This is a genomic window from Streptococcus sp. SR1, assembly GCF_000526075.1.
GTDB classification, from domain to species: domain Bacteria; phylum Bacillota; class Bacilli; order Lactobacillales; family Streptococcaceae; genus Streptococcus; species Streptococcus halitosis.
The window spans coordinates 21101-39115 of sequence record NZ_JATR01000013.1 but is presented as its reverse complement, the minus strand read 5'-3'; the positions used below and the strand labels follow the sequence as shown (position 1 = coordinate 39115).

At 43.2% G+C, this 18015-nt stretch carries 22 protein-coding genes, 1 pseudogene and 1 other annotated feature; of the genes and pseudogenes, 6 read left to right on the top strand and 17 right to left on the bottom strand.

The window, feature by feature from the left end; all coding sequences use genetic code 11:
- Positions 1-7 precede the first annotated feature (7 nt).
- From pyrH to HMPREF1518_RS02820, 12 genes are all read right to left on the bottom strand, one after another.
- Entirely contained in the window at positions 8-745 is a 738-nt protein-coding gene (pyrH, locus tag HMPREF1518_RS02875) for a UMP kinase (RefSeq protein WP_000002996.1), read from the bottom strand.
- 83 nt (positions 746-828) lie between these two features.
- The gene (trmFO, locus tag HMPREF1518_RS02870; protein ID WP_033584030.1) at positions 829-2163 is read right to left on the bottom strand and encodes a methylenetetrahydrofolate--tRNA-(uracil(54)-C(5))-methyltransferase (FADH(2)-oxidizing) TrmFO; all 1335 of its coding nucleotides are present in this window, start codon (positions 2161-2163) and stop codon (positions 829-831) included.
- Positions 2164-2308: 145 nt separating this feature from the next.
- Complete coding sequence (gene rsmI, locus HMPREF1518_RS02865; RefSeq protein WP_033584028.1) at positions 2309-3175, bottom strand: 16S rRNA (cytidine(1402)-2'-O)-methyltransferase; 867 nt, start codon at positions 3173-3175, stop codon at positions 2309-2311.
- A gap of 2 nt (positions 3176-3177) precedes the next feature.
- Positions 3178-3495, bottom strand: coding sequence for a DNA replication initiation control protein YabA (gene yabA / locus HMPREF1518_RS02860; RefSeq protein WP_000358227.1), 318 nt, complete (start codon positions 3493-3495; stop codon positions 3178-3180).
- Positions 3496-3531: 36 nt separating this feature from the next.
- Entirely contained in the window at positions 3532-4422 is an 891-nt protein-coding gene (locus tag HMPREF1518_RS02855) for a DNA polymerase III subunit delta' (protein ID WP_033584026.1), read from the bottom strand.
- Positions 4419-5057, bottom strand: coding sequence for a dTMP kinase (tmk, locus tag HMPREF1518_RS02850; protein WP_033584024.1), 639 nt, complete (start codon positions 5055-5057; stop codon positions 4419-4421). The genes HMPREF1518_RS02855 and tmk overlap by 4 nt, the downstream gene beginning before the upstream one ends.
- 113 nt (positions 5058-5170) lie before the next feature.
- Positions 5171-5968, bottom strand: coding sequence for a pyrroline-5-carboxylate reductase (proC, locus tag HMPREF1518_RS02845; RefSeq protein WP_033584022.1), 798 nt, complete (start codon positions 5966-5968; stop codon positions 5171-5173).
- Between the two features lie 3 nt (positions 5969-5971).
- The gene (locus tag HMPREF1518_RS02840; RefSeq protein WP_033584020.1) at positions 5972-7234 is read right to left on the bottom strand and encodes a glutamate-5-semialdehyde dehydrogenase; all 1263 of its coding nucleotides are present in this window, start codon (positions 7232-7234) and stop codon (positions 5972-5974) included.
- A 9-nt stretch (positions 7235-7243) separates the two neighbouring features.
- Entirely contained in the window at positions 7244-8353 is a 1110-nt protein-coding gene (proB, locus tag HMPREF1518_RS02835) for a glutamate 5-kinase (protein ID WP_033584018.1), read from the bottom strand.
- Positions 8354-8454: 101 nt separating this feature from the next.
- Positions 8455-9354: an RluA family pseudouridine synthase gene (locus HMPREF1518_RS02830; RefSeq protein ID WP_033584016.1), complete on the bottom strand. Its 900-nt coding sequence runs from the start codon at positions 9352-9354 to the stop codon at positions 8455-8457.
- Positions 9338-9805, bottom strand: coding sequence for a signal peptidase II (gene lspA, locus HMPREF1518_RS02825; protein ID WP_033584015.1), 468 nt, complete (start codon positions 9803-9805; stop codon positions 9338-9340). Before lspA ends, HMPREF1518_RS02830 begins: the two co-directional genes overlap by 17 nt.
- Positions 9802-10710 carry a LysR family transcriptional regulator gene (locus HMPREF1518_RS02820; protein WP_001025717.1) on the bottom strand — a complete coding sequence of 303 codons (909 nt, stop codon included), beginning with the start codon at positions 10708-10710 and terminating at the stop codon, positions 9802-9804. Before HMPREF1518_RS02820 ends, lspA begins: the two co-directional genes overlap by 4 nt.
- Between HMPREF1518_RS02820 and HMPREF1518_RS10980 the strand changes: the two are divergent.
- Positions 10703-10774 (top strand): annotated as a pseudogene (locus tag HMPREF1518_RS10980) (AraC family transcriptional regulator); the annotation flags it as partial. The gene HMPREF1518_RS02820 and the pseudogene HMPREF1518_RS10980 overlap by 8 nt on opposite strands.
- 165 nt (positions 10775-10939) lie before the next feature.
- Here HMPREF1518_RS10980 and rpmA read toward each other — a convergent pair.
- The 4 genes from rpmA to HMPREF1518_RS02800 form a co-directional block, all read right to left on the bottom strand.
- A complete protein-coding gene (gene rpmA, locus HMPREF1518_RS02815) occupies positions 10940-11233 on the bottom strand; it encodes a 50S ribosomal protein L27 (RefSeq protein ID WP_000916509.1) in 294 nt (97 codons plus the stop codon).
- Positions 11234-11249: 16 nt separating this feature from the next.
- Positions 11250-11594, bottom strand: a complete 345-nt coding sequence (locus HMPREF1518_RS02810; protein WP_033584014.1) for a ribosomal-processing cysteine protease Prp — start codon at positions 11592-11594, stop codon at positions 11250-11252.
- A gap of 16 nt (positions 11595-11610) precedes the next feature.
- Positions 11611-11925, bottom strand: coding sequence for a 50S ribosomal protein L21 (gene rplU / locus HMPREF1518_RS02805; RefSeq protein WP_000109141.1), 315 nt, complete (start codon positions 11923-11925; stop codon positions 11611-11613).
- Between the two features lie 34 nt (positions 11926-11959).
- Positions 11960-12079: a sequence feature (ribosomal protein L21 leader region), on the bottom strand.
- A gap of 64 nt (positions 12080-12143) precedes the next feature.
- Positions 12144-12830 carry a YoaK family protein gene (locus HMPREF1518_RS02800; RefSeq protein WP_033584012.1) on the bottom strand — a complete coding sequence of 229 codons (687 nt, stop codon included), beginning with the start codon at positions 12828-12830 and terminating at the stop codon, positions 12144-12146.
- A 155-nt stretch (positions 12831-12985) separates the two neighbouring features.
- On the opposite strand from HMPREF1518_RS02800, the gene HMPREF1518_RS02795 reads away from it, so the two are divergent.
- Complete coding sequence (locus HMPREF1518_RS02795; protein WP_033584010.1) at positions 12986-13963, top strand: Gfo/Idh/MocA family protein; 978 nt, start codon at positions 12986-12988, stop codon at positions 13961-13963.
- Complete coding sequence (locus HMPREF1518_RS02790; RefSeq protein ID WP_033584008.1) at positions 13960-15042, top strand: DEAD/DEAH box helicase; 1083 nt, start codon at positions 13960-13962, stop codon at positions 15040-15042. The genes HMPREF1518_RS02795 and HMPREF1518_RS02790 overlap by 4 nt, the downstream gene beginning before the upstream one ends.
- Before the next feature lie 24 nt (positions 15043-15066).
- Here the strand turns inward: HMPREF1518_RS02790 and HMPREF1518_RS02785 are convergent, their stop codons facing one another.
- Entirely contained in the window at positions 15067-15444 is a 378-nt protein-coding gene (locus HMPREF1518_RS02785; protein WP_081730791.1) for a DUF1934 domain-containing protein, read from the bottom strand.
- A gap of 71 nt (positions 15445-15515) precedes the next feature.
- Between HMPREF1518_RS02785 and HMPREF1518_RS02780 the strand changes: the two genes are divergently transcribed.
- From HMPREF1518_RS02780 to HMPREF1518_RS02770, 3 genes are all read left to right on the top strand, one after another.
- Complete coding sequence (locus tag HMPREF1518_RS02780; RefSeq protein ID WP_033584005.1) at positions 15516-16820, top strand: HD domain-containing protein; 1305 nt, start codon at positions 15516-15518, stop codon at positions 16818-16820.
- A 12-nt stretch (positions 16821-16832) separates the two neighbouring features.
- Positions 16833-17639 carry a sugar-phosphatase gene (gene yidA, locus HMPREF1518_RS02775; protein WP_033584003.1) on the top strand — a complete coding sequence of 269 codons (807 nt, stop codon included), beginning with the start codon at positions 16833-16835 and terminating at the stop codon, positions 17637-17639.
- 144 nt (positions 17640-17783) lie between these two features.
- The gene (locus tag HMPREF1518_RS02770) at positions 17784-17963 is read left to right on the top strand and encodes a hypothetical protein (RefSeq protein WP_033584002.1); all 180 of its coding nucleotides are present in this window, start codon (positions 17784-17786) and stop codon (positions 17961-17963) included.
- Positions 17964-18015 lie beyond the last annotated feature (52 nt).

Genomic DNA, 18015 nt, shown 5'->3' with positions numbered 1-18015 from the left:
AATTTTCTTATTCCTTTTCTTCGATATTGTTTGAAACTGTTGTTCCGATATTTTCACCAAATACGACACGTTTGATGTTGCCTGGTTGGTTCATGTTGAAGACAACCAAGTCAATGTCGTTGTCCATAGAGAGGGTTGAGGCAGTTGAATCCATGATACGAAGACCTTTATTGATAACATCACGGTGGGTCAATTCTTCAAACTTAACAGCTGTCTTGTCTTTCTTAGGATCGGCATTGTAAACACCGTCTACGCCATTTTTAGCCATAAGGATGGCATCCGCTTCGATTTCAGCTGCACGAAGGGCTGCTGTTGTATCTGTTGAGAAGTAAGGTGAACCAATACCAGCACCAAAGATAACGATGCGGCCTTTTTCAAGATGACGAAGGGCACGTCCACGTACGTACGGCTCTGCCACTTGTTGCATCGCAATGGCTGTTTGTACACGCGTATCGACACCAACTTGTTGCAATGAATCTGCCATCACAAGAGCATTCATCACGGTCCCAAGCATTCCAGTGTAATCTGCCTGAACGCGGTCCATTCCTGCTTCTGCAGCAGGTTCACCACGCCAGAGATTTCCTCCACCAATAACAAGGGCAATTTCGATACCTAAGCTATGAACTTCTTGAATCTCTTTTGCGATTGTTTGAACTGTTTGGATATCAATCCCTACGCCACGTTCACCGGCAAGGGCTTCACCTGATAACTTGATTAAAATACGTTTATACTTGGGATTCGCCATTTTTACTCTCCTTTTTTTATCCTACCTATTTTATCACAATTTCTAAGATTTTTATAGTATCATGAGCAATTCTTTGAAAAAAATTAGACCGTTAAAAATTCCTCTAAGTCGGTAAGAGCACGCTCTGCAATTTTTTCATAACGAGCCTTCTTATCACGGATACGCTCGCCTTCTAACTCCTTTATAATCCCAAAATTGACATTCATCGGTTGGAAATGCTTGCTATCTGCATGAGTGATGTAATGAGCCAGACTTCCAATCGCTGTGGTCTCTGGGAAGATAGCCTCACTTTCACCCTTGAAGAGACGAGCCGCGTTAATACCCGCAACTAAGCCTGAAGCTGCTGACTCAACATAGCCTTCCACACCCGTCATTTGACCAGCAAAGAAGAGGTTGGGCTGTTTCTTAGAACGGTAAGTCTGTTCAAGAAGATTTGGTGAATCCATATAAGAATTGCGGTGCATGACCCCATAACGGACAAACTCAGCATTTTCAAGACCTGGAATCATTTGGAAAACACGCTTTTGTTCTCCCCATTTGAGGTGGGTTTGGAAACCGACGATATTGTAGAGGCTACCAGCCGCATTGTCCTGACGAAGTTGAACAACTGCATAAGGGGTTTTGAATTCGCCATCACGAGGTCCTGTGTAATCTTCTGGATACTCCAAACCGACTGGCTTCATAGGACCATAGAGCATGGTTTTAATGCCACGTTTGGCCATGACTTCGATTGGCATACATCCTTCAAAGTACTTTTCTTTTTCAAACGAATTGAGCGGTGCTTCTTCCGCATCGACCAAGGCTTCATGGAAATCCATAAATTCTTTTTTAGTCATAGGCGCATTGAGGTAGGCCGCCTCTCCCTTGTCATAACGAGACTTGAGATAGACCTTACTCATATCGATGGTGTTAACGTCGATAATCGGCGCCGCCGCGTCGTAGAAATAGAAACCATCACCGTCATTAAGGGCATGAATCTTTTCAGCTAGGGCATCACTGGTCAAAGGACCAGTAGCGACAACTGTAATAACATCAGTCGGCAATTCTGTAATTTCATCACGAACCACTTCAATCAAGGGGTGGTTGGCCACTTTTTCGGTCACCATTTGGGAGAAACCATCACGGTCCACCGCAAGGGCACCGCCTGCAGGAACACGTGTAGCTTCAGCAGATTCCAATATGACAGAACCCAAGCGACGCATTTCTTCCTTGAGAAGACCGACAGCATTGGTCAAAGCATCCCCACGTAAGGAATTGGAACAAACCAACTCTGCAAAATTGTCTGTTTTGTGCTGGGGTGTAGGCTTTACACCACGCATTTCAAAAAGTTTAACTGGAATACCACGTTCTGCAATTTGATAAGCTGCTTCAGAACCTGCCAAACCTGCTCCGATAACATTGATATAAGATTGAGACACGACACTAATACCTCTTTGGGTGGAACCTAAGTTCATATCAAAACAAGCTACTAGACTGTTTGACACCCACAAATCTTTCTAAATTTTCTTTTACTAGTATAACAAAAAAAGGGAAGAAGGCAAACTTCCCTGTTTAGTCATTTTCTTAATTTTCTTCCCAGTCGTGGTAGGCAGCATAGAGCTGGCTTTTATTCCACTGGTAGAGTTTCGCAACTTCCTTTATGGCTTGATTTTTCTTCATACCTTGCTGGATACGAGCTTGGATTTCTAAGAACAAGTCCTCCTCGTCCTTTTCTTCCACATCCTGACTGACGCCTTCAACGATGAGAAGGCATTCACCCTTGAGTGGCGTTTCAGCTATGTTTTCTAATAACTCAGAAATGGTACCTCGTTGGTATTCTTCATAGATTTTAGTCAATTCTCTCACCAAGACCACCGAGCGGTCGCCGTAGACTTCTAGCATATTTTCTAACGTATCCGCTACACGGTGGGGCGATTCATAGAAAATCTGAGTTTCTGGATAATCTTTTTTCAAGTCGAAAAATTGCTTTTGCTGACCTGATTTTCTCGGTAAGAAACCGTAAAAGATATGTGGCTGTGGCGCCAATCCGCTAGCAATCAAGGCAGAAATCCCTGCAGAGGCACCTGGAACTGTGACAACAGCAATATCTTCTTCGATGGCTGCCTTGACCAAATCGTGACCAGGGTCCGAGATGCTAGGCAGACCCGCATCAGAAACCTGAGCAATACTTTGCCCCGCCTTCAATAAACCGATCAAATCAGGAATTTTTTCCTTGGCATTGTGCTCATGAAAACTGATCTGTTTGGTCGGAATGTCAAAATGCTTGAGCAAAAGACCCGTATTGCGCGTGTCCTCCGCAGCAATCCAGTCCACCTCTTTCAAGGTCTGTATGGCACGAAAAGTCATATCATCTAGATTGCCAATCGGCGTTGCCACTAGGTAAAGCTTGCCATAGGGAGATTGCCCCTTAAAACTTTTTTGAATCTGCATGCTTACTCCCTGTACAACAACTCGTCACAGAACATACATTCCTCGTCCTGCTCTCGGCGTTGCCCATAAAAATCATTACAAACGTGAAAACCATCTTTATAGATTCGTCGGACGCTTTCACGAACATGCTTGGCCTTGACGGGAGCATCTGCTTCCACCTCGCCTAAGCGTTCGCGCAACTTACTATTTTCCAAACGAAGAGCTGTATTTTCCTCTACCAAGCTCTTGAGATTTTTCTTAATGGCTTCCACATCGGCCAAGGTCACCAATAACTGTTGGGAAAAATCGTCCAGCGCATCAAATAATTCTTTCTTATCCATAAACCAGCCCTTTCCTTTCTTTATCCTTCATTGAGTTTATATTTCTTTCAAGACCAGATATTCCATGGCATTTTGAAAGCTAACATTGGCTTGCCACATTTTTCTAGCTTCTAGCAAATCTTGTAGAATCTGTCGAATCCTTGCTTGCAAGAGATCCTGTCCACAGAGCACTTCGAGGATTCGCAAGACCTGATCCTGTTTTTCCTTGTCATCTGCCAAGTTGGCTAATTTAGCAACTTGGAGATAACTTTCTTTTTTCTTAGTTAATAACCAGGTCAGCAGACGTTCACTCTCATCCACCAAATTCCAAAAACTGGCTTGATTGGCCAGCTTTTCTGCTTCAGCACGCGATTGACTAAACTGTGCTAAAAGAGTCGCTTTTTTCTTAACGAGACCTGCTTGTTCTAATTGATGAATGAGCTTTTCTTCTTGCTTTTTAAAGTGGAAAATTTGGGTCCGACTTCGGATAGTTGGTAAAATCTTTTCCTCATCGCTAGTCAAGAAGAAAATATAAACCTCACTCTGGGGTTCTTCGATGACCTTGAGCAGAGAATTAGCCGCGTTGGGATGCATTTTCTCCGCCTGCTCGATAATAAAGACCTGTTGCTGACTTTCAATCCCTGCTTGGGAAAACTGACCCACCAATTCCCGAATGCGTTCTGTCTTGATGACCTGATTGACTGGCTTAATCAAGGTAACATCGGGAAATTCTTCCTGCTCAATCAGCTTGCAGTTTCGGCATTTCTCACATGGTAGAACGCCTACTTTATCCCTACAAAAGAGGCTCTTAGCCAAAAACTGCGCCATTTCCAAGCTTCCAAAGAAACCTGAAAAAAGATAGGCGTGATTGAGCTGGTCTTGTTCTAGGATACGGACAAAGCGGTCAAACTGGTCTGGTTGCCAAGCCTTTAGTTGATCTTGTTTCATTTATCCAAGCCCATTCTGTCAAATAAGACAGCCTTAGTTGTTTCCACAACTTGCTCCAAAGGAAGACTCGCATCAATCTTGACAATGCGATTTCCATCTTTGTCCAGAAGAGAAAGATAACCTTGACGGACTTTTTTGTGCAAGTCTAAGCCTTCCAAGTCCAAACGATTGACCTCGCGATCACTATTGGCAGCAATGCGAGCCAGCCCCTCTTCCACCTCAATGTCAAAATAGAGTGTCAAATCGGGTTTGAGGCCATCTGTCGCAAAGTGATTGAGCCAATCAATGGCATCAATATCCAAGCCTCGGCCAAATCCCTGATAAGCAAGGGAACTATCGATGAAGCGGTCCATAATGACCAACTTGCCAGCTGCAAGTGCTGGGAGAACTTTTTCCACCAAGTGCTGTCTGCGACTGGCAATATAGAGAAGGAGTTCCGTTTTAGGATCCATCTGAGTATGACTTGGATCCAAAATCACTTGACGAATTTTCTCCCCAATCAAGACTCCGCCAGGTTCACGGGTCGTCAGCACCTCTACTCCTTTTTCCTCTAAAATTGGGAGCAGAGCCTCTAAAACACTGGTCTTGCCTGCTCCCTCTGGTCCCTCAAGAGAGACTAAAAATCCTTTTAACATGTCTAACTCATTTCTTTTTTACTACTTCTATTCTATCAAAAAAATAGGGGTTTGTGACAATCTTTTTGTCTTCTTATTCCATGCACTATAAAAGAGGCAGTCAAAGCCACCTCTTATTTACCTAATTCTTGTGTTCGTTTATAGGCTTGCTGAACTGCATCCATGACTGTTCCTCGAAAAGCATGCGCTTCTAAACTCGCTACACCAGCGATAGTCGAACCACCTGGACTACAAACTTGGTCTTTCAAAACTCCAGGATGTTGCTGGCTTTCGAGAACCATTTGCCCAGCGCCGACTACTGTTTGGGCTGCCATTTTCAAGGCCCTTTCTCGGGGCAATCCTGTCTGCACACCCGCATCTGCTAAAGCCTCGATAAAAAGGTAGACAAAGGCTGGTCCACAACCTGCAAGACCTGTCGCAGCATCGATTAAGCCATCCCCCAGCTCAACCAAGAGACCAGCCTTGGCTAAAAGCTGACAAAAGAGCTCCCTGTCCTCAGCACAACAGTTTTCTGATAAAGCGTAACTAATCACTCCTTGGCCGATAGCCACTGGTGTATTGGGCATGATGCGAATAATTCGGTGTTGACTTGGCAGAAGACTTGCCAGTTTTTCCAAGGTCAATCCAGCCGCCATGGAAATCAAAAGAAGACTTTCTCTCTTTTCAAGGATGGTCTGGTATTGAGAAAGCAAGTCTGAGAACTGAGCAGGCTTAACACCTAGAAAAATCACATCTGCTTCTGCGAAGATTTCGTCATTGCTGGAAGCCTGACCACCAAAGTTGGCAATGAAAGCATCTACTTTTGCTTGACTACGATTGGCAAGGAGAATCTGAGCACCCGTCTTGGCCTGCACAACAGCCTTAGCCAAGCTAGCTCCCATATTCCCCAAACCGATAAATCCAATCTTCATCTCTTACTCCCTTATCTGTCCATCACCAGTAACCACATACTTGTAGCTGGTCAACTCTTTCAAGCCCATAGGCCCACGCGCATGCAGTTTCTGAGTAGAAATCCCCATCTCACATCCAAGACCAAACTGGCCACCATCAGTGAAACGAGTCGAGGCATTGACATAAACCGCGGCAGAGTCCACTTGATCTGTAAAGTAAGCTGCAGCTTCAGCATTTTCCGTCACAATCGCATCCGAATGATGGGTACTGTGGGCTTCAATATGCGCAACCGCTTCTTCTAAACTGCTCACAACCTTAACAGCTAGGACATAGTCTAAAAACTCGGTATCAAAGTCTTGAGCCTCAGCTGCTCGACCTGAAACAAACTGACTTGCTGTGCTATCCAAACGAAATTGAATTGGTTCCAACTCAGCTTCTTTTCGATCTGCAACCAGCACTTTCTCCAAGCGAGGAAGGAAGCTTGCTGCCTTGTCTTCATGAACCAGCAAGACCTCCATAGCATTGCAGACAGAAGGACGACTGGTTTTAGCATTGTTGATGATAGACAGAGCCTTGTCTTCATCGGCATCCTTATCCACATAGACATGGACAATTCCAGTTCCTGTCTCGATAACGGGCACGATAGCATTTTCAACCACAGCATTGATCAAACCAGCCCCTCCACGAGGAATGAGAAGATCTAAATAGCCCTTAGCCTTCATCATAGCATAGCTACTTTCACGACTGGTATCTTCTACCAGTTGAATCACCTCTGGATGAATGGTAGTCGTCTCCAAGCCCTTCTTTAAAGCTGTGACAATAGCATGGGCAGTTTGATAGGCGTCCTTCCCACTACGAAGAACAACCGCATTCCCACTCTTGAGTGCCAAAGCAGCCGCATCAGATGTCACATTTGGACGACTTTCATAGATAATACCGATGATCCCCATAGCCACACGCTTCTTAGTAATAACCAAGCCATTTTCAAGCTGACTTGTTTCTAGGACTTCACCAATAGGATCTGGTAAAGCAACCACTTCACGAATCCCATTTGCCATCGCTTCTATACGTCCCGCATCCAAATAAAGACGATCTAGCATAACATCTGAGATTTTCCCCTTGGCCGCTTCCATATCGAGGGCATTGGCCGCTAAAATCTCCTCAGTAGCAGCCACTAAGTGATCAGCCATAGCTAGCAAGGCTTGGTTTTTCACTGCTTCACTAGCAGTATTGATTGATTTCTTAACAGCCTGTACCTGTTCAAATTGTTCTTGTGTACTTACCATCGTTCACCTCTAAAATTCTGTAAAGAGCAGCTGGATTTCAGGAGTGATGGAAATCCAGTCATCACGGTGAATCAAGACTCCCTTAGCTTTTTGAGAACGGAGCATATCTTCTAGGGCTGAGACACCAAATTGGACACGTCCCTTTCCAAGAGATTGACCTGTTTCTTTATCTGCTACTGTGACAATATCGTGGTAAGAGAAGTTTCCTTCCACTTCTACAACACCCGATAAAAGGAGACTTTTCCCGTTTTTTGAAAGTGCCTCTGCAGCTCCACCATCTACCCAAATCGTTCCCTGACTTTGAGCATAGAAGGCCAGCCATTGTTTCTGGGTACGAAGTCCCTTCTCTTGCGCAACAAAGAAGGAACCATCCCTAGTCTCCTCCGCTGCTTCGATCAAGGCATCTGATTTCAAGGAAGAGCAGATATAGACTGGCACACCTGACTCCGTAGCAATCGTAGCCGCCTTGATTTTTGTCAGCATACCCCCAGTTCCGTTTGACGAACCTGCTCCACCAGCCATATCAATAATCTCATGATTGATGGTCTCAATTCTCTCCAAACGTTTGGCTGTTGGATCTGAGTTGGGATTGCCAGTATAGAGACCGTCCACATCGGTCAAGAGAACTAAAAGGTCTGCTTGAACCATCGCCGCTACCTGGGCACTCAGAGTGTCATTATCACCCACCTTGAGCTCATCAATAACGACACTGTCATTCTCGTTGATGTTGGGGATTGCACCACGATGAAGCAATACAGACAATGCCTGATGAGCATTCTTATAGCGACGTTTATCTACAAAATCATCCTGGGTCAGCAAAATTTGTGCAGAAACGATTTGGCGCATGAGGAGGTTGGTTGTGTATTCCTCCAACAAAAGTCCCTGACCAACTGCAGCCGAAGCTTGTTTATCTGCAATCTTGGTCGGACGTTTTTTAAAGCCCAAAGCTCCAAATCCAGCGGCAACTGCCCCAGATGACACCAAAATCAACTCATGTCCGGCTTCATGAAGCATAGCCAATTGCTGGGTAATTGCCTTTACTTTACTTCTTGATAAACTCCCGTCTTCATTTGTCAAGGAGGAGGTCCCTACCTTAAAGACGATTCGTTTGTACTTCATATTCTCACTCCGATTCTTCATATTTATCCATTATAACATGAATACTTTAAAATAGAAAAGACTTGAAATGAAAAAGGTTGAGACAAGGCATCTCAACTCTTTTATCTATTCTCAGTTTTACGCAATCTTTCCAGCGTTTCTTTAAAAATCTCTGGAATATCTGCTGTGAACTCCAAGGTTTCACCTGTTCTCGGATGGGTAAAGCCTAGAGTCTTGGCATGGAGAAATTGTCCATGTCCTTTCAGGGTTTTACGAGGACCATAGACTTCATCACCAGCGACTGGATGGCCAATATAAGCCATATGAACACGGATTTGGTGGGTACGTCCTGTTTCCAGTTGCAACTCCACTAAGCTATAATCTCCAAAGCGTTCCAAGACGTGGAAACGCGTTACTGCAGGCTTTCCTTTAGCAGTCACAGCCTGTTTCTTACGGTCTTTTTCACTACGACCAATCGGAGCTTCAATCACACCACGATCATTGGGAAGATTACCATGAACAATCGCCCAGTATTTACGGAGAGACTTCTTGTCCTTGAGTTCTTGCGCGAGTGCTAAGTGGGCCTCATCATTCTTAGCAATCATGAGGAGACCAGACGTGTCCTTGTCAATGCGGTGAACGATTCCTGGACGCAGAACCCCATTGATACCTGACAAGTCCTTGATATGGTACATGAGGGCATTGACCAAGGTTCCACTGGTATGACCGGCGCTGGGATGAACCACCATTCCCTGAGGTTTGTTAACGACTGCTACATCCTCATCTTGGTAGATGATTTCGAGTGGCAAATTCTCAGCTACATATTCTAAAACCTCTGGTTCTGGCACATGATAAGTGACCACATCGCCCTCTTGGACAGTGTATTTTGCTTTCTTGGCTTGCCCATTAACCAAAACTTGTCCAGCCTTGATTTGTTCATTCACGAGACTACGTGACAATTCTGTCAGGTCCGACAGAGCCTTGTCTAGACGTTGCCCCCCAGTTTCAATTTTTATTTCCATTTACTTCCTCTTTAAGCATTGCAATCAATAAAACAATCACACCAACTGTCAAATAGCTGTCAGCAACATTGAAAATCGCAAAGTTGATAAAGTCTAAGTGAAACATATCCACCACAAAACCTTGACTCATTCTATCGATAAAGTTGCCCAGACCTCCCGCTATTATCAGGGTCAGTCCAAAAACCAACCAGAGAGAATCCTCCATGTGTTTATGTAAATACCAAATGGCACCTACCATGACGATCAGTGTAATGACAGCAAATAACCACTGCTGATCTTGTAGCATGGAGAAGGCTGCCCCACGATTTTGCAGGTAGGTCAAGCTAACGAGATTGGGAATCCACGAACGCACTTCACCCAGTGGAATCTGCTGGACAACATAATTTTTGACCAACTGATCCAACCCAATCAAAAGCAGTATAATGACTGCTACTATTCCTCTTTTTTTCATGATTTCCTCTTTTGATCAAAATATTCTTGCATGACTTCTACGAAGAGAGTCCCAGCTTGGCTAAGCTCCACTTCCTCACGTTTGACGTAGACCATGCGGTTATCTAGATTATCCTTGAGACGAATAACTGTGATCCCATTAACACTGTCACTATCTAAAAATCCTGAACCTGTCGCATAGGCATCTGTCCGCTCCAAAATACCATTCAAAGTGGCACGGTCGGTCACATTAAACATCTGGGAGCTCGCGCTGGTGTCGACAAAGTTCTCTGAATAGTATAGGTACTCATCCTTTTCCTGGGTGAAACGAACTGTTGGTAGATCCGCTAAATCCTCCATAACCAATTCCTCTTTCTGTGCTAAAGGATGTCCTTCACGAAGATAAATGTGAGTCTGGAAAGGAATTAGTTCAATAACTTCTAAACCAAGCTTTTCAACCCGTTGCATGATGCCCTTTTTATTTTGGTTGTTGAGGTAGATAATCCCAATCTCACTATGCCCTTGGGCTACTTCGTCTAATATTTGAACTGTAGTAGACTCAAAAATACGAAAGTTCTTATAATCAGGATAACGTTCTGAAAAGGCCGTAATCGTTGGTGGCAAGAAGTCATAGTGCTGACTGGCAATGGAAAATTCATCCTTTTCTTCCTCAGGATTGGCATACTGATTTTGAAAAACATCAAAGCCTTTGACCAACTCCTGCGCTTTCTCATAAAATTCCATACCACGACGGGTCAAAAACGTTCCCGAACTCGTCCGACGGAAAATTTTAAAACCTAACTCTTTTTCCAAATCGCGCACAGAAATAGACAGACTGGGCTGACTCACATACATCTTTTCAGCAGCTTCACGGAAAGTACCACTATTGGCAATAGCAACAACATAGCGTAATTGTTGAATATTCATCTTCTACCCCCAACTTCTCTATCTGTTCATTATACCATATTTTAGAAGTTTTCCACCTAGGAAAAATAATGTCGCTCACAAAATTCATCTACACTAGTAACAAAAAATTGTGGGTATCAAAACAAAAAAATAGGCTCTCCGAAAACTCGGAAAGCCTTATTTAATGCTACTTCTAGCTTCCTCGCCTTTTCATTTTAAGGCTCGGGATAAAAAGGTTCACTGGACCTTTTTATTTTGCGATTGGGTAAACAGAAACCTGCTTTTTATCGCGTCCTTTACGTTCAAAGCGTACTACGCCTTCAACTTTAGCGAACAAAGTATCGTCTCCACCACGTCCAACGTTTACACCTGGATAGATGTGCGTACCACGTTGACGGTAAAGGATTGATCCACCTGTTACAGTTTGTCCGTCAGCCGCTTTAGCTCCAAGACGTTTCGCTTGTGAATCGCGTCCGTTTGATGTAGAACCTCCACCTTTTTTGTGGGCGAAAAGTTGCAAGTTGTTAAGAGTCATTTTTAACATAATGTTTTCCTCCGTGTTAGTTTTCTGTGATAACTCTGGTTTGGACGAACTCAGAAGAGTTCTCCGATAAGTTTGCCATACCTAAGAAAAATGATTCAAAGAATAACTGGGTCATTTCTCTCTGGTGCGAAGGAAGATCCTCTGGTATTTCAACCTTTAGATAACCACCTTCATCTTCGTTTAATTCTAGGATTGGTTCGTAGCCTGCAAATTTCTCAATGGAATTGATAAAGTTAATGGCAAGCGTAGAAACCGATGCACACACGACATCTAAGCCGTATTCGCCACTTTCGGCGTGTCCAGTAATTTCCGCACTCCTCAGCTCGCCATCTTCGGCTCTCTCAAAGACTGCTTGTATCATGTGTTCTCCTTAAAAATTAAGCGTTGATCGCGTTGATGACAACTTTTGTATATGGTTGACGGTGACCTTGTTTGCGGTGGCTACCTTTCTTAGGTTTGTACTTGTAAGTAACAACTTTCTTTTGTTTTCCTTGTTTTTCAACAGTTCCAACTACAGTAGCTCCAGCAACAAGTGGAGTTCCGACAACAGTGTTTTCACCACCAACAAGAACAACTTCGTTAAAAGTAACTTCTTGACCAGCTTCAACGTTCAATTTTTCAACGTAAACTGCTTGACCAACTTCAACTTTAACTTGTTTTCCGCCAGTTTTGATAATTGCGTATGTGCTCATTATGCACCTCCTATGATTTTTAGGGTTTCCCCGTATTTTTGTGAAGACTCGCCTAGCATCGTGGGACGAACCACTTAAAAGAAGAGCTCTAAGTATAACAAAGTTTAAATTTTGTATACGATGAGCAACGATGTTCGTGCGGTTGCACAGGACTGTGCATAGTCAACTCTTCGATTATAGCATATCTTCTTTTTTCTTACAAGTAAAATCAATTAAAATTAAGCTTTTTCTTTCCCTTTTTTTCTCCAAGAAGCAAAAAGCATGCTGAAGTAAAAGATACTCATCATAAGAGGAACACCTAGAATTGTCTTCTCCTGATAGTAAATCGTCAAATAAGCTGAAAAAACAACTCCGAAGACAAAACTGCTAAGCAAGCTAACAAAAATCAAGCCCTCTCGTAGGAAAGGCGTATGCTTGGTCCGAAAATAATCTCCAAAAGCTAACATGGTTCGTTTGATATTCCCGGTCATAAAAGCATTATTATAGGCAATACCAGACACTTCTCCAAAAGCAGTTGTCACCAGTCCCATACAGAAGGCCAAGGGCGGTACGAGATAGATATTCTCTACAGTTTGCGGCACAAAGCCAATAATTAGGGACAAGACTGCAAGTGGAATTACAGACAAAATTGGCTTTTTAACAATTCTCAATTTTTCCTTATAGACAGTTAATAAAAGGACCCCCATCATAAAAGCTAGCAATGTCATTACTTTGGCACTGGCATCTGACACATTGTGTTGAATGAGTCCTACTGATAGAAAAACCACATTCCCAGTCTGTCCTGCCACAAGAGTATTTCCTCGCACGATAAAGGTATAGGCATCTACATATCCTGCGCAAAAAGTCAAAAAAAGCGCTAGCCTCTTAGACTGACGTGATATTTTTCTTATTGGTAATAATCTCATTTTCTCCCCCTCTTCATTTCATCTACTTATCTAAATATTGTACCACTTTCTCCAAGAAATGCGTAGTCCATTTGAAAATTTTTACCATCTGTTGGATAGTCCTTCTTTTCTGTGTTATAATGAAGGAAGGTTTTAAAATCGGAAAAGGAGTATTTATGCTAAAATTAGGTGTCATCGGAACAGGTGCTATTAGCCATCACTTCATAGAAGCAGCCCATACCAGCGGAGAATACCAGCTGGTCGCAGTCTATTCTAGAAAACTAGAAACTGCCGCAACCTTTGCTTCCCGCTATCAAAATGTCCAACTCTTTGATCAATTAGAAGACTTCTTTAAGTCTTCCTTTGATGTAGTCTATATCGCCAGTCCAAACTCCTTGCATTTTGTTCAAGCCAAGGCTGCCTTGTCTGCTGGTAAGCACGTCATTCTTGAAAAGCCAGCTGTCACTCAGCCACAAGAATGGCTTAATCTGATTCAAACGGCTGAGAAAAATCACTGTTTTATCTTTGAGGCAGCTCGTAATTACCACGAGGAAGCTTTTACCACTATCAAGAATTTTTTAGCAGACAAGCAAGTGCTGGGAGCAGATTTCAACTATGCCAAGTATTCTTCCAAGATGCCTGACTTATTAGCTGGACAGACGCCAAATGTCTTTTCAGATCGTTTTGCTGGTGGAGCCCTTATGGATTTGGGGATTTATCCTCTCTATGCTGCTATTCGCCTCTTTGGAAAGGCTCAGGACGCGACTTATCAGGCTCAACAGCTTGACAATAGCATTGACCTAAATGGTGATGGTATCTTCTTCTACCCAGAATTTCAAGTTCACATTAAGGCTGGGAAAAACATCACTTCCAATCTTCCTTGTGAGATTTACACAGCAGATGGAACCTTGACCCTTAACACGATTGAACATGTCCGCTCAGCTATTTTTAGAGACCACCAAGGAAATCAAGTCCAACTTCCTATCCAACAGGCTCCTCATACAATGACTGAGGAAGCAGCTGCATTTGCACAGATGATCCAGCGGCCAGACCAGACGCTTTACCAGAACTGGCTGAATGATGCAGGTTCTGTTCATGACCTATTATATACCATGCGCCAGACTGCTGGCATTAGATTTGAGGCAGAAAAATGAAAACCAAACTACCGACTGAATGGCAGAAATTGAGCGACCAGCTCGGTTTCCAAGAATTTACCCCCATTCAAATTCAACTATTTGAGCCCATTCTTGCTGGAGAAAACCTCCTGGGAGTAAGCCCAACAGGAACTGGTAAGACGCTAGCTTACCTCCTGCCAAGTCTTCTAAGGTTGAAAAAGAAAAAAGCCCAGCAGCTCTTGATTCTAGCACCAAATACTGAACTAGCTGGACAGATTTTTGACGTATGTAAAACGTGGGCTGAAGCTATCGGCTTGACTGCTCAGCTCTTCCTATCAGGTTCCAGTCAGAAACGCCAGATTGAACGCCTTAAAAAAGGACCAGAAATTCTCATCGGAACTCCTGGCCGTGTCTTTGAATTAATTAAATTGAAGAAAATCAAGATGATGAATGTGGAAACCATCATCCTGGATGAATTTGACCAATTGCTCGATGATTCTCAGATTCACTTTGTCGAGAAAATTACCCACTACGCACCTCGTGACCACCAACTCATCTACATGAGTGCGACGACCAAGTTTGACCAAGAAAAGATTGCACCAAACACGCGCACCATCGACCTTTCTGACCAAAAGTTGGACAACATTCAACACTTCTACATGCAGGTAGACCAACGCCATCGTGTGGATATGCTACGAAAACTGGCTCATGTAGAGGATTTCCGCGGACTAGTTTTCTTTAATAGCCTATCAGATCTTGGAAGTGCGGAGGAAAAACTACAGTATCGCGATGTCTTGGCCGTTTCCCTCGCTAGCGATGTTAATGTTAAGTTTCGAAAAGTCATCTTAGAAAAGTTTAAAGATAAGCAGCTAACCCTGCTCCTTGCAACTGACCTTTTGGCACGTGGAATTGATATTGATAGCCTAGAATGTGTCGTAAACTTTGATGTTCCTAGAGATATCGAAACCTACACTCACCGCGCTGGCCGTACAGGTCGCATGGGTAAAGAGGGCTATGTTATCACTCTCGTAACCCATCCTGAAGAACTTAAAAAACTCAAGAAATTCGCAAGTGTTCGTGAAATTGTGCTAAAAAATCAAGAACTCTATATCAAATAAGGTTGGCTTCCGCCAACCTTTTTCTTATCCCCAAGTAATTTCTAATTGATAGCTGGCAAAGGGGTGTCCCTCTTGGTTTTGCAGTTGATAGGCGAGCTCAATCTTTTGCCCATCCACTTGATAACGATTCGTTTGAATGATAAATTCCTGCATGCCCATAGGTGTAGGAATATAGGCTAAACTATCGCTATCCTTTAGAAATCTCATAATGGTCTTCGGATTGGAAAAACGGGTCATCACCAGTTCTTGACCATGAAACTTGAGAACCACTTTTTCCTTTTCCTCATTGTAGAAAAGCAGATAGCTATAATCGCCCTTTTCACGCACTTTCACGTCATAGAGTTGGTCAACGACTTCCAACTGCTCATCAAACTGAATCCTATTTCGCATCCGAATCTTCACATCAAATCCTCTTTCTTGTCTCTTGTCCTACTATTTTACCAAAAAGAGCAGGATTTTGCTATAATGGTCATATGAACGAAAAAGTATTCCGTGACCCAGTTCACAACTATATCCACGTCAATAATCAGGTCATATACGACTTGATCAATACAAAAGAATTTCAACGTTTGCGTCGAATCAAGCAACTAGGGACTTCCAGCTATACCTTCCATGGTGGGGAGCACAGTCGCTTTTCCCACTGTTTGGGGGTCTATGAGATTGCACGACGCATCACGGAGATTTTTGAAGAAAAATATCCTAAAGAATGGGATCCTGCTGAGTCTCTCTTGACCATGACCGCTGCGCTCCTTCATGACCTCGGGCATGGTGCCTACTCCCATACTTTTGAACATCTCTTTGATACAGATCATGAGGCCATTACCCAGGAAATCATCCAAAGTCCTGAGACAGAGATTCACCAAGTCCTGCTACAAGTGGCACCTGATTTCCCCAAAAAGGTGGCTAGCGTTATCGACCATACCTATCCTAACAAGCAGGTCGTACAACTCATTTCTAGTCAGATTGATGCAGACCGCATGGACTATCTCTTGCGCGACTCCTATTTTACAGGAGCATCTTATGGGGAATTTGACTTGACTCGAATTCTCCGAGTGATTCGCCCAGTCGAAAATGGGATCGCCTTTCAGCGCAATGGCATGCATGCCATCGAAGACTACGTGCTCAGTCGCTATCAGATGTATATGCAGGTTTATTTCCACCCAGCAACACGCGCCATGGAAGTTCTTCTACAGAATCTCCTCAAACGCGCTAAGGAACTCTATCCTGAAGACAAAGATTTCTTTGCACGAACTTCTCCACATCTCCTTCCTTTCTTTGAAAAAAATGTGACCTTGTCTGACTATCTAGCTCTGGATGATGGCGTGATGAATACCTACTTCCAACTCTGGATGACCAGTCCTGACAAGATACTAGCCGACTTGTCGCAACGCTTTGTCAACCGCAAGGTCTTTAAATCCATTACTTTTTCAGAAAAAGACCAAGACCAACTCGCAACCATGAGACAACTGGTTGAAGATATCGGTTTTGATCCAGACTACTATACTGCTATTCATAAGAACTTTGACCTACCTTATGATATCTATCGACCCGAATCTGAAAATCCAAGGACACAGATTGAGATTTTACAAAAAAATGGTGAACTGGCAGAACTATCTAGCCTGTCCCCTATCGTCCAATCCCTTGCTGGCAGCCGCCACGGTGACAATCGTTTCTATTTTCCAAAAGAAATGTTGGATCAAAATAGCATCTTCGCAAGTATCACCCAGCAATTTTTACACTTGATTGAGAACGATCATTTTACCCCAAATAAAAACTAGAAGAGGAAATTTATGAGTATTAAACTAATCGCTGTCGATATCGATGGTACCCTGGTTAACAGTAAAAAGGAAATCACTCCTGAAGTCTTTTCTGCCATCCAAGATGCCAAACAAGCTGGCGTCAAAGTCGTGATTGCAACTGGCCGCCCTATCGCAGGTGTTGCTAAACTTCTGGACGACTTGCAGTTGAGAGACAAGGGTGACTATGTGGTAACCTTCAACGGTGCCCTTGTCCAAGAAACTGCTACTGGCCATGAGATTATCAGCGAATCTTTAGCCTATGAGGACTATCTCGATATGGAATTTCTCAGTCGCAAACTCGGTGTCCACATGCACGCTATTACCAAGAACGGTATCTATACTGCCAATCGCAATATCGGAAAATACACAGTGCACGAATCAACCCTCGTCAACATGCCTATCTTTTACCGCACTCCTGAAGAAATGGCTGACAAGGAAATCGTCAAGTGTATGTTTATCGATGAACCGGAAATTCTCGACGTTGCGATTGAAAAGATACCAGCAGAATTTTACGAACGCTACTCCATCAACAAATCTGCTCCTTTCTACCTCGAACTCCTTAAAAAGAATGTAGACAAGGGTTCAGCCATCACTCACCTAGCTGAAAAACTCGGATTGACCACAGATGAAACCATGGCAATCGGAGACGAAGAAAATGACCGTGCCATGCTGGAAGTCGTTGGCAACCCTGTAGTCATGGAAAACGGAAATCCAGAACTCAAAAAAATCGCCAAATACATCACTAAAACAAATGATGAATCTGGCGTTGCCCATGCCATCCGTACGTGGGTATTGTAAAAAAGTAAGAATAGACGAAACCCGCTCAACTGAGCGGGTTTTATCTATTTCATCTTAGAATTAGAAATAATTTATCAAAACACTTGACATCTCGGTTCTCCGTTATATAATATGATTAAGATAAAAATTGAGGTAAAGAAAAATATGAGAAAAATTATTCAAGAATTACTTAATAGTTCTATTTCTACATCTGCTATTTCACAAGGTGCCGGTGTGCCATGGACTACCGTTTCTGACCTCAGAAAAGGAAAAACAAGCATGGACAAAATGGCACTTCTCACAGCAGAAAAACTTTATGAATTTGCTACAGCTGATAAGCAGTGATTTCCGTCACTGCTTTTATTATTGCAAACAAAAAAGCCCGCAAGCCTGAGCC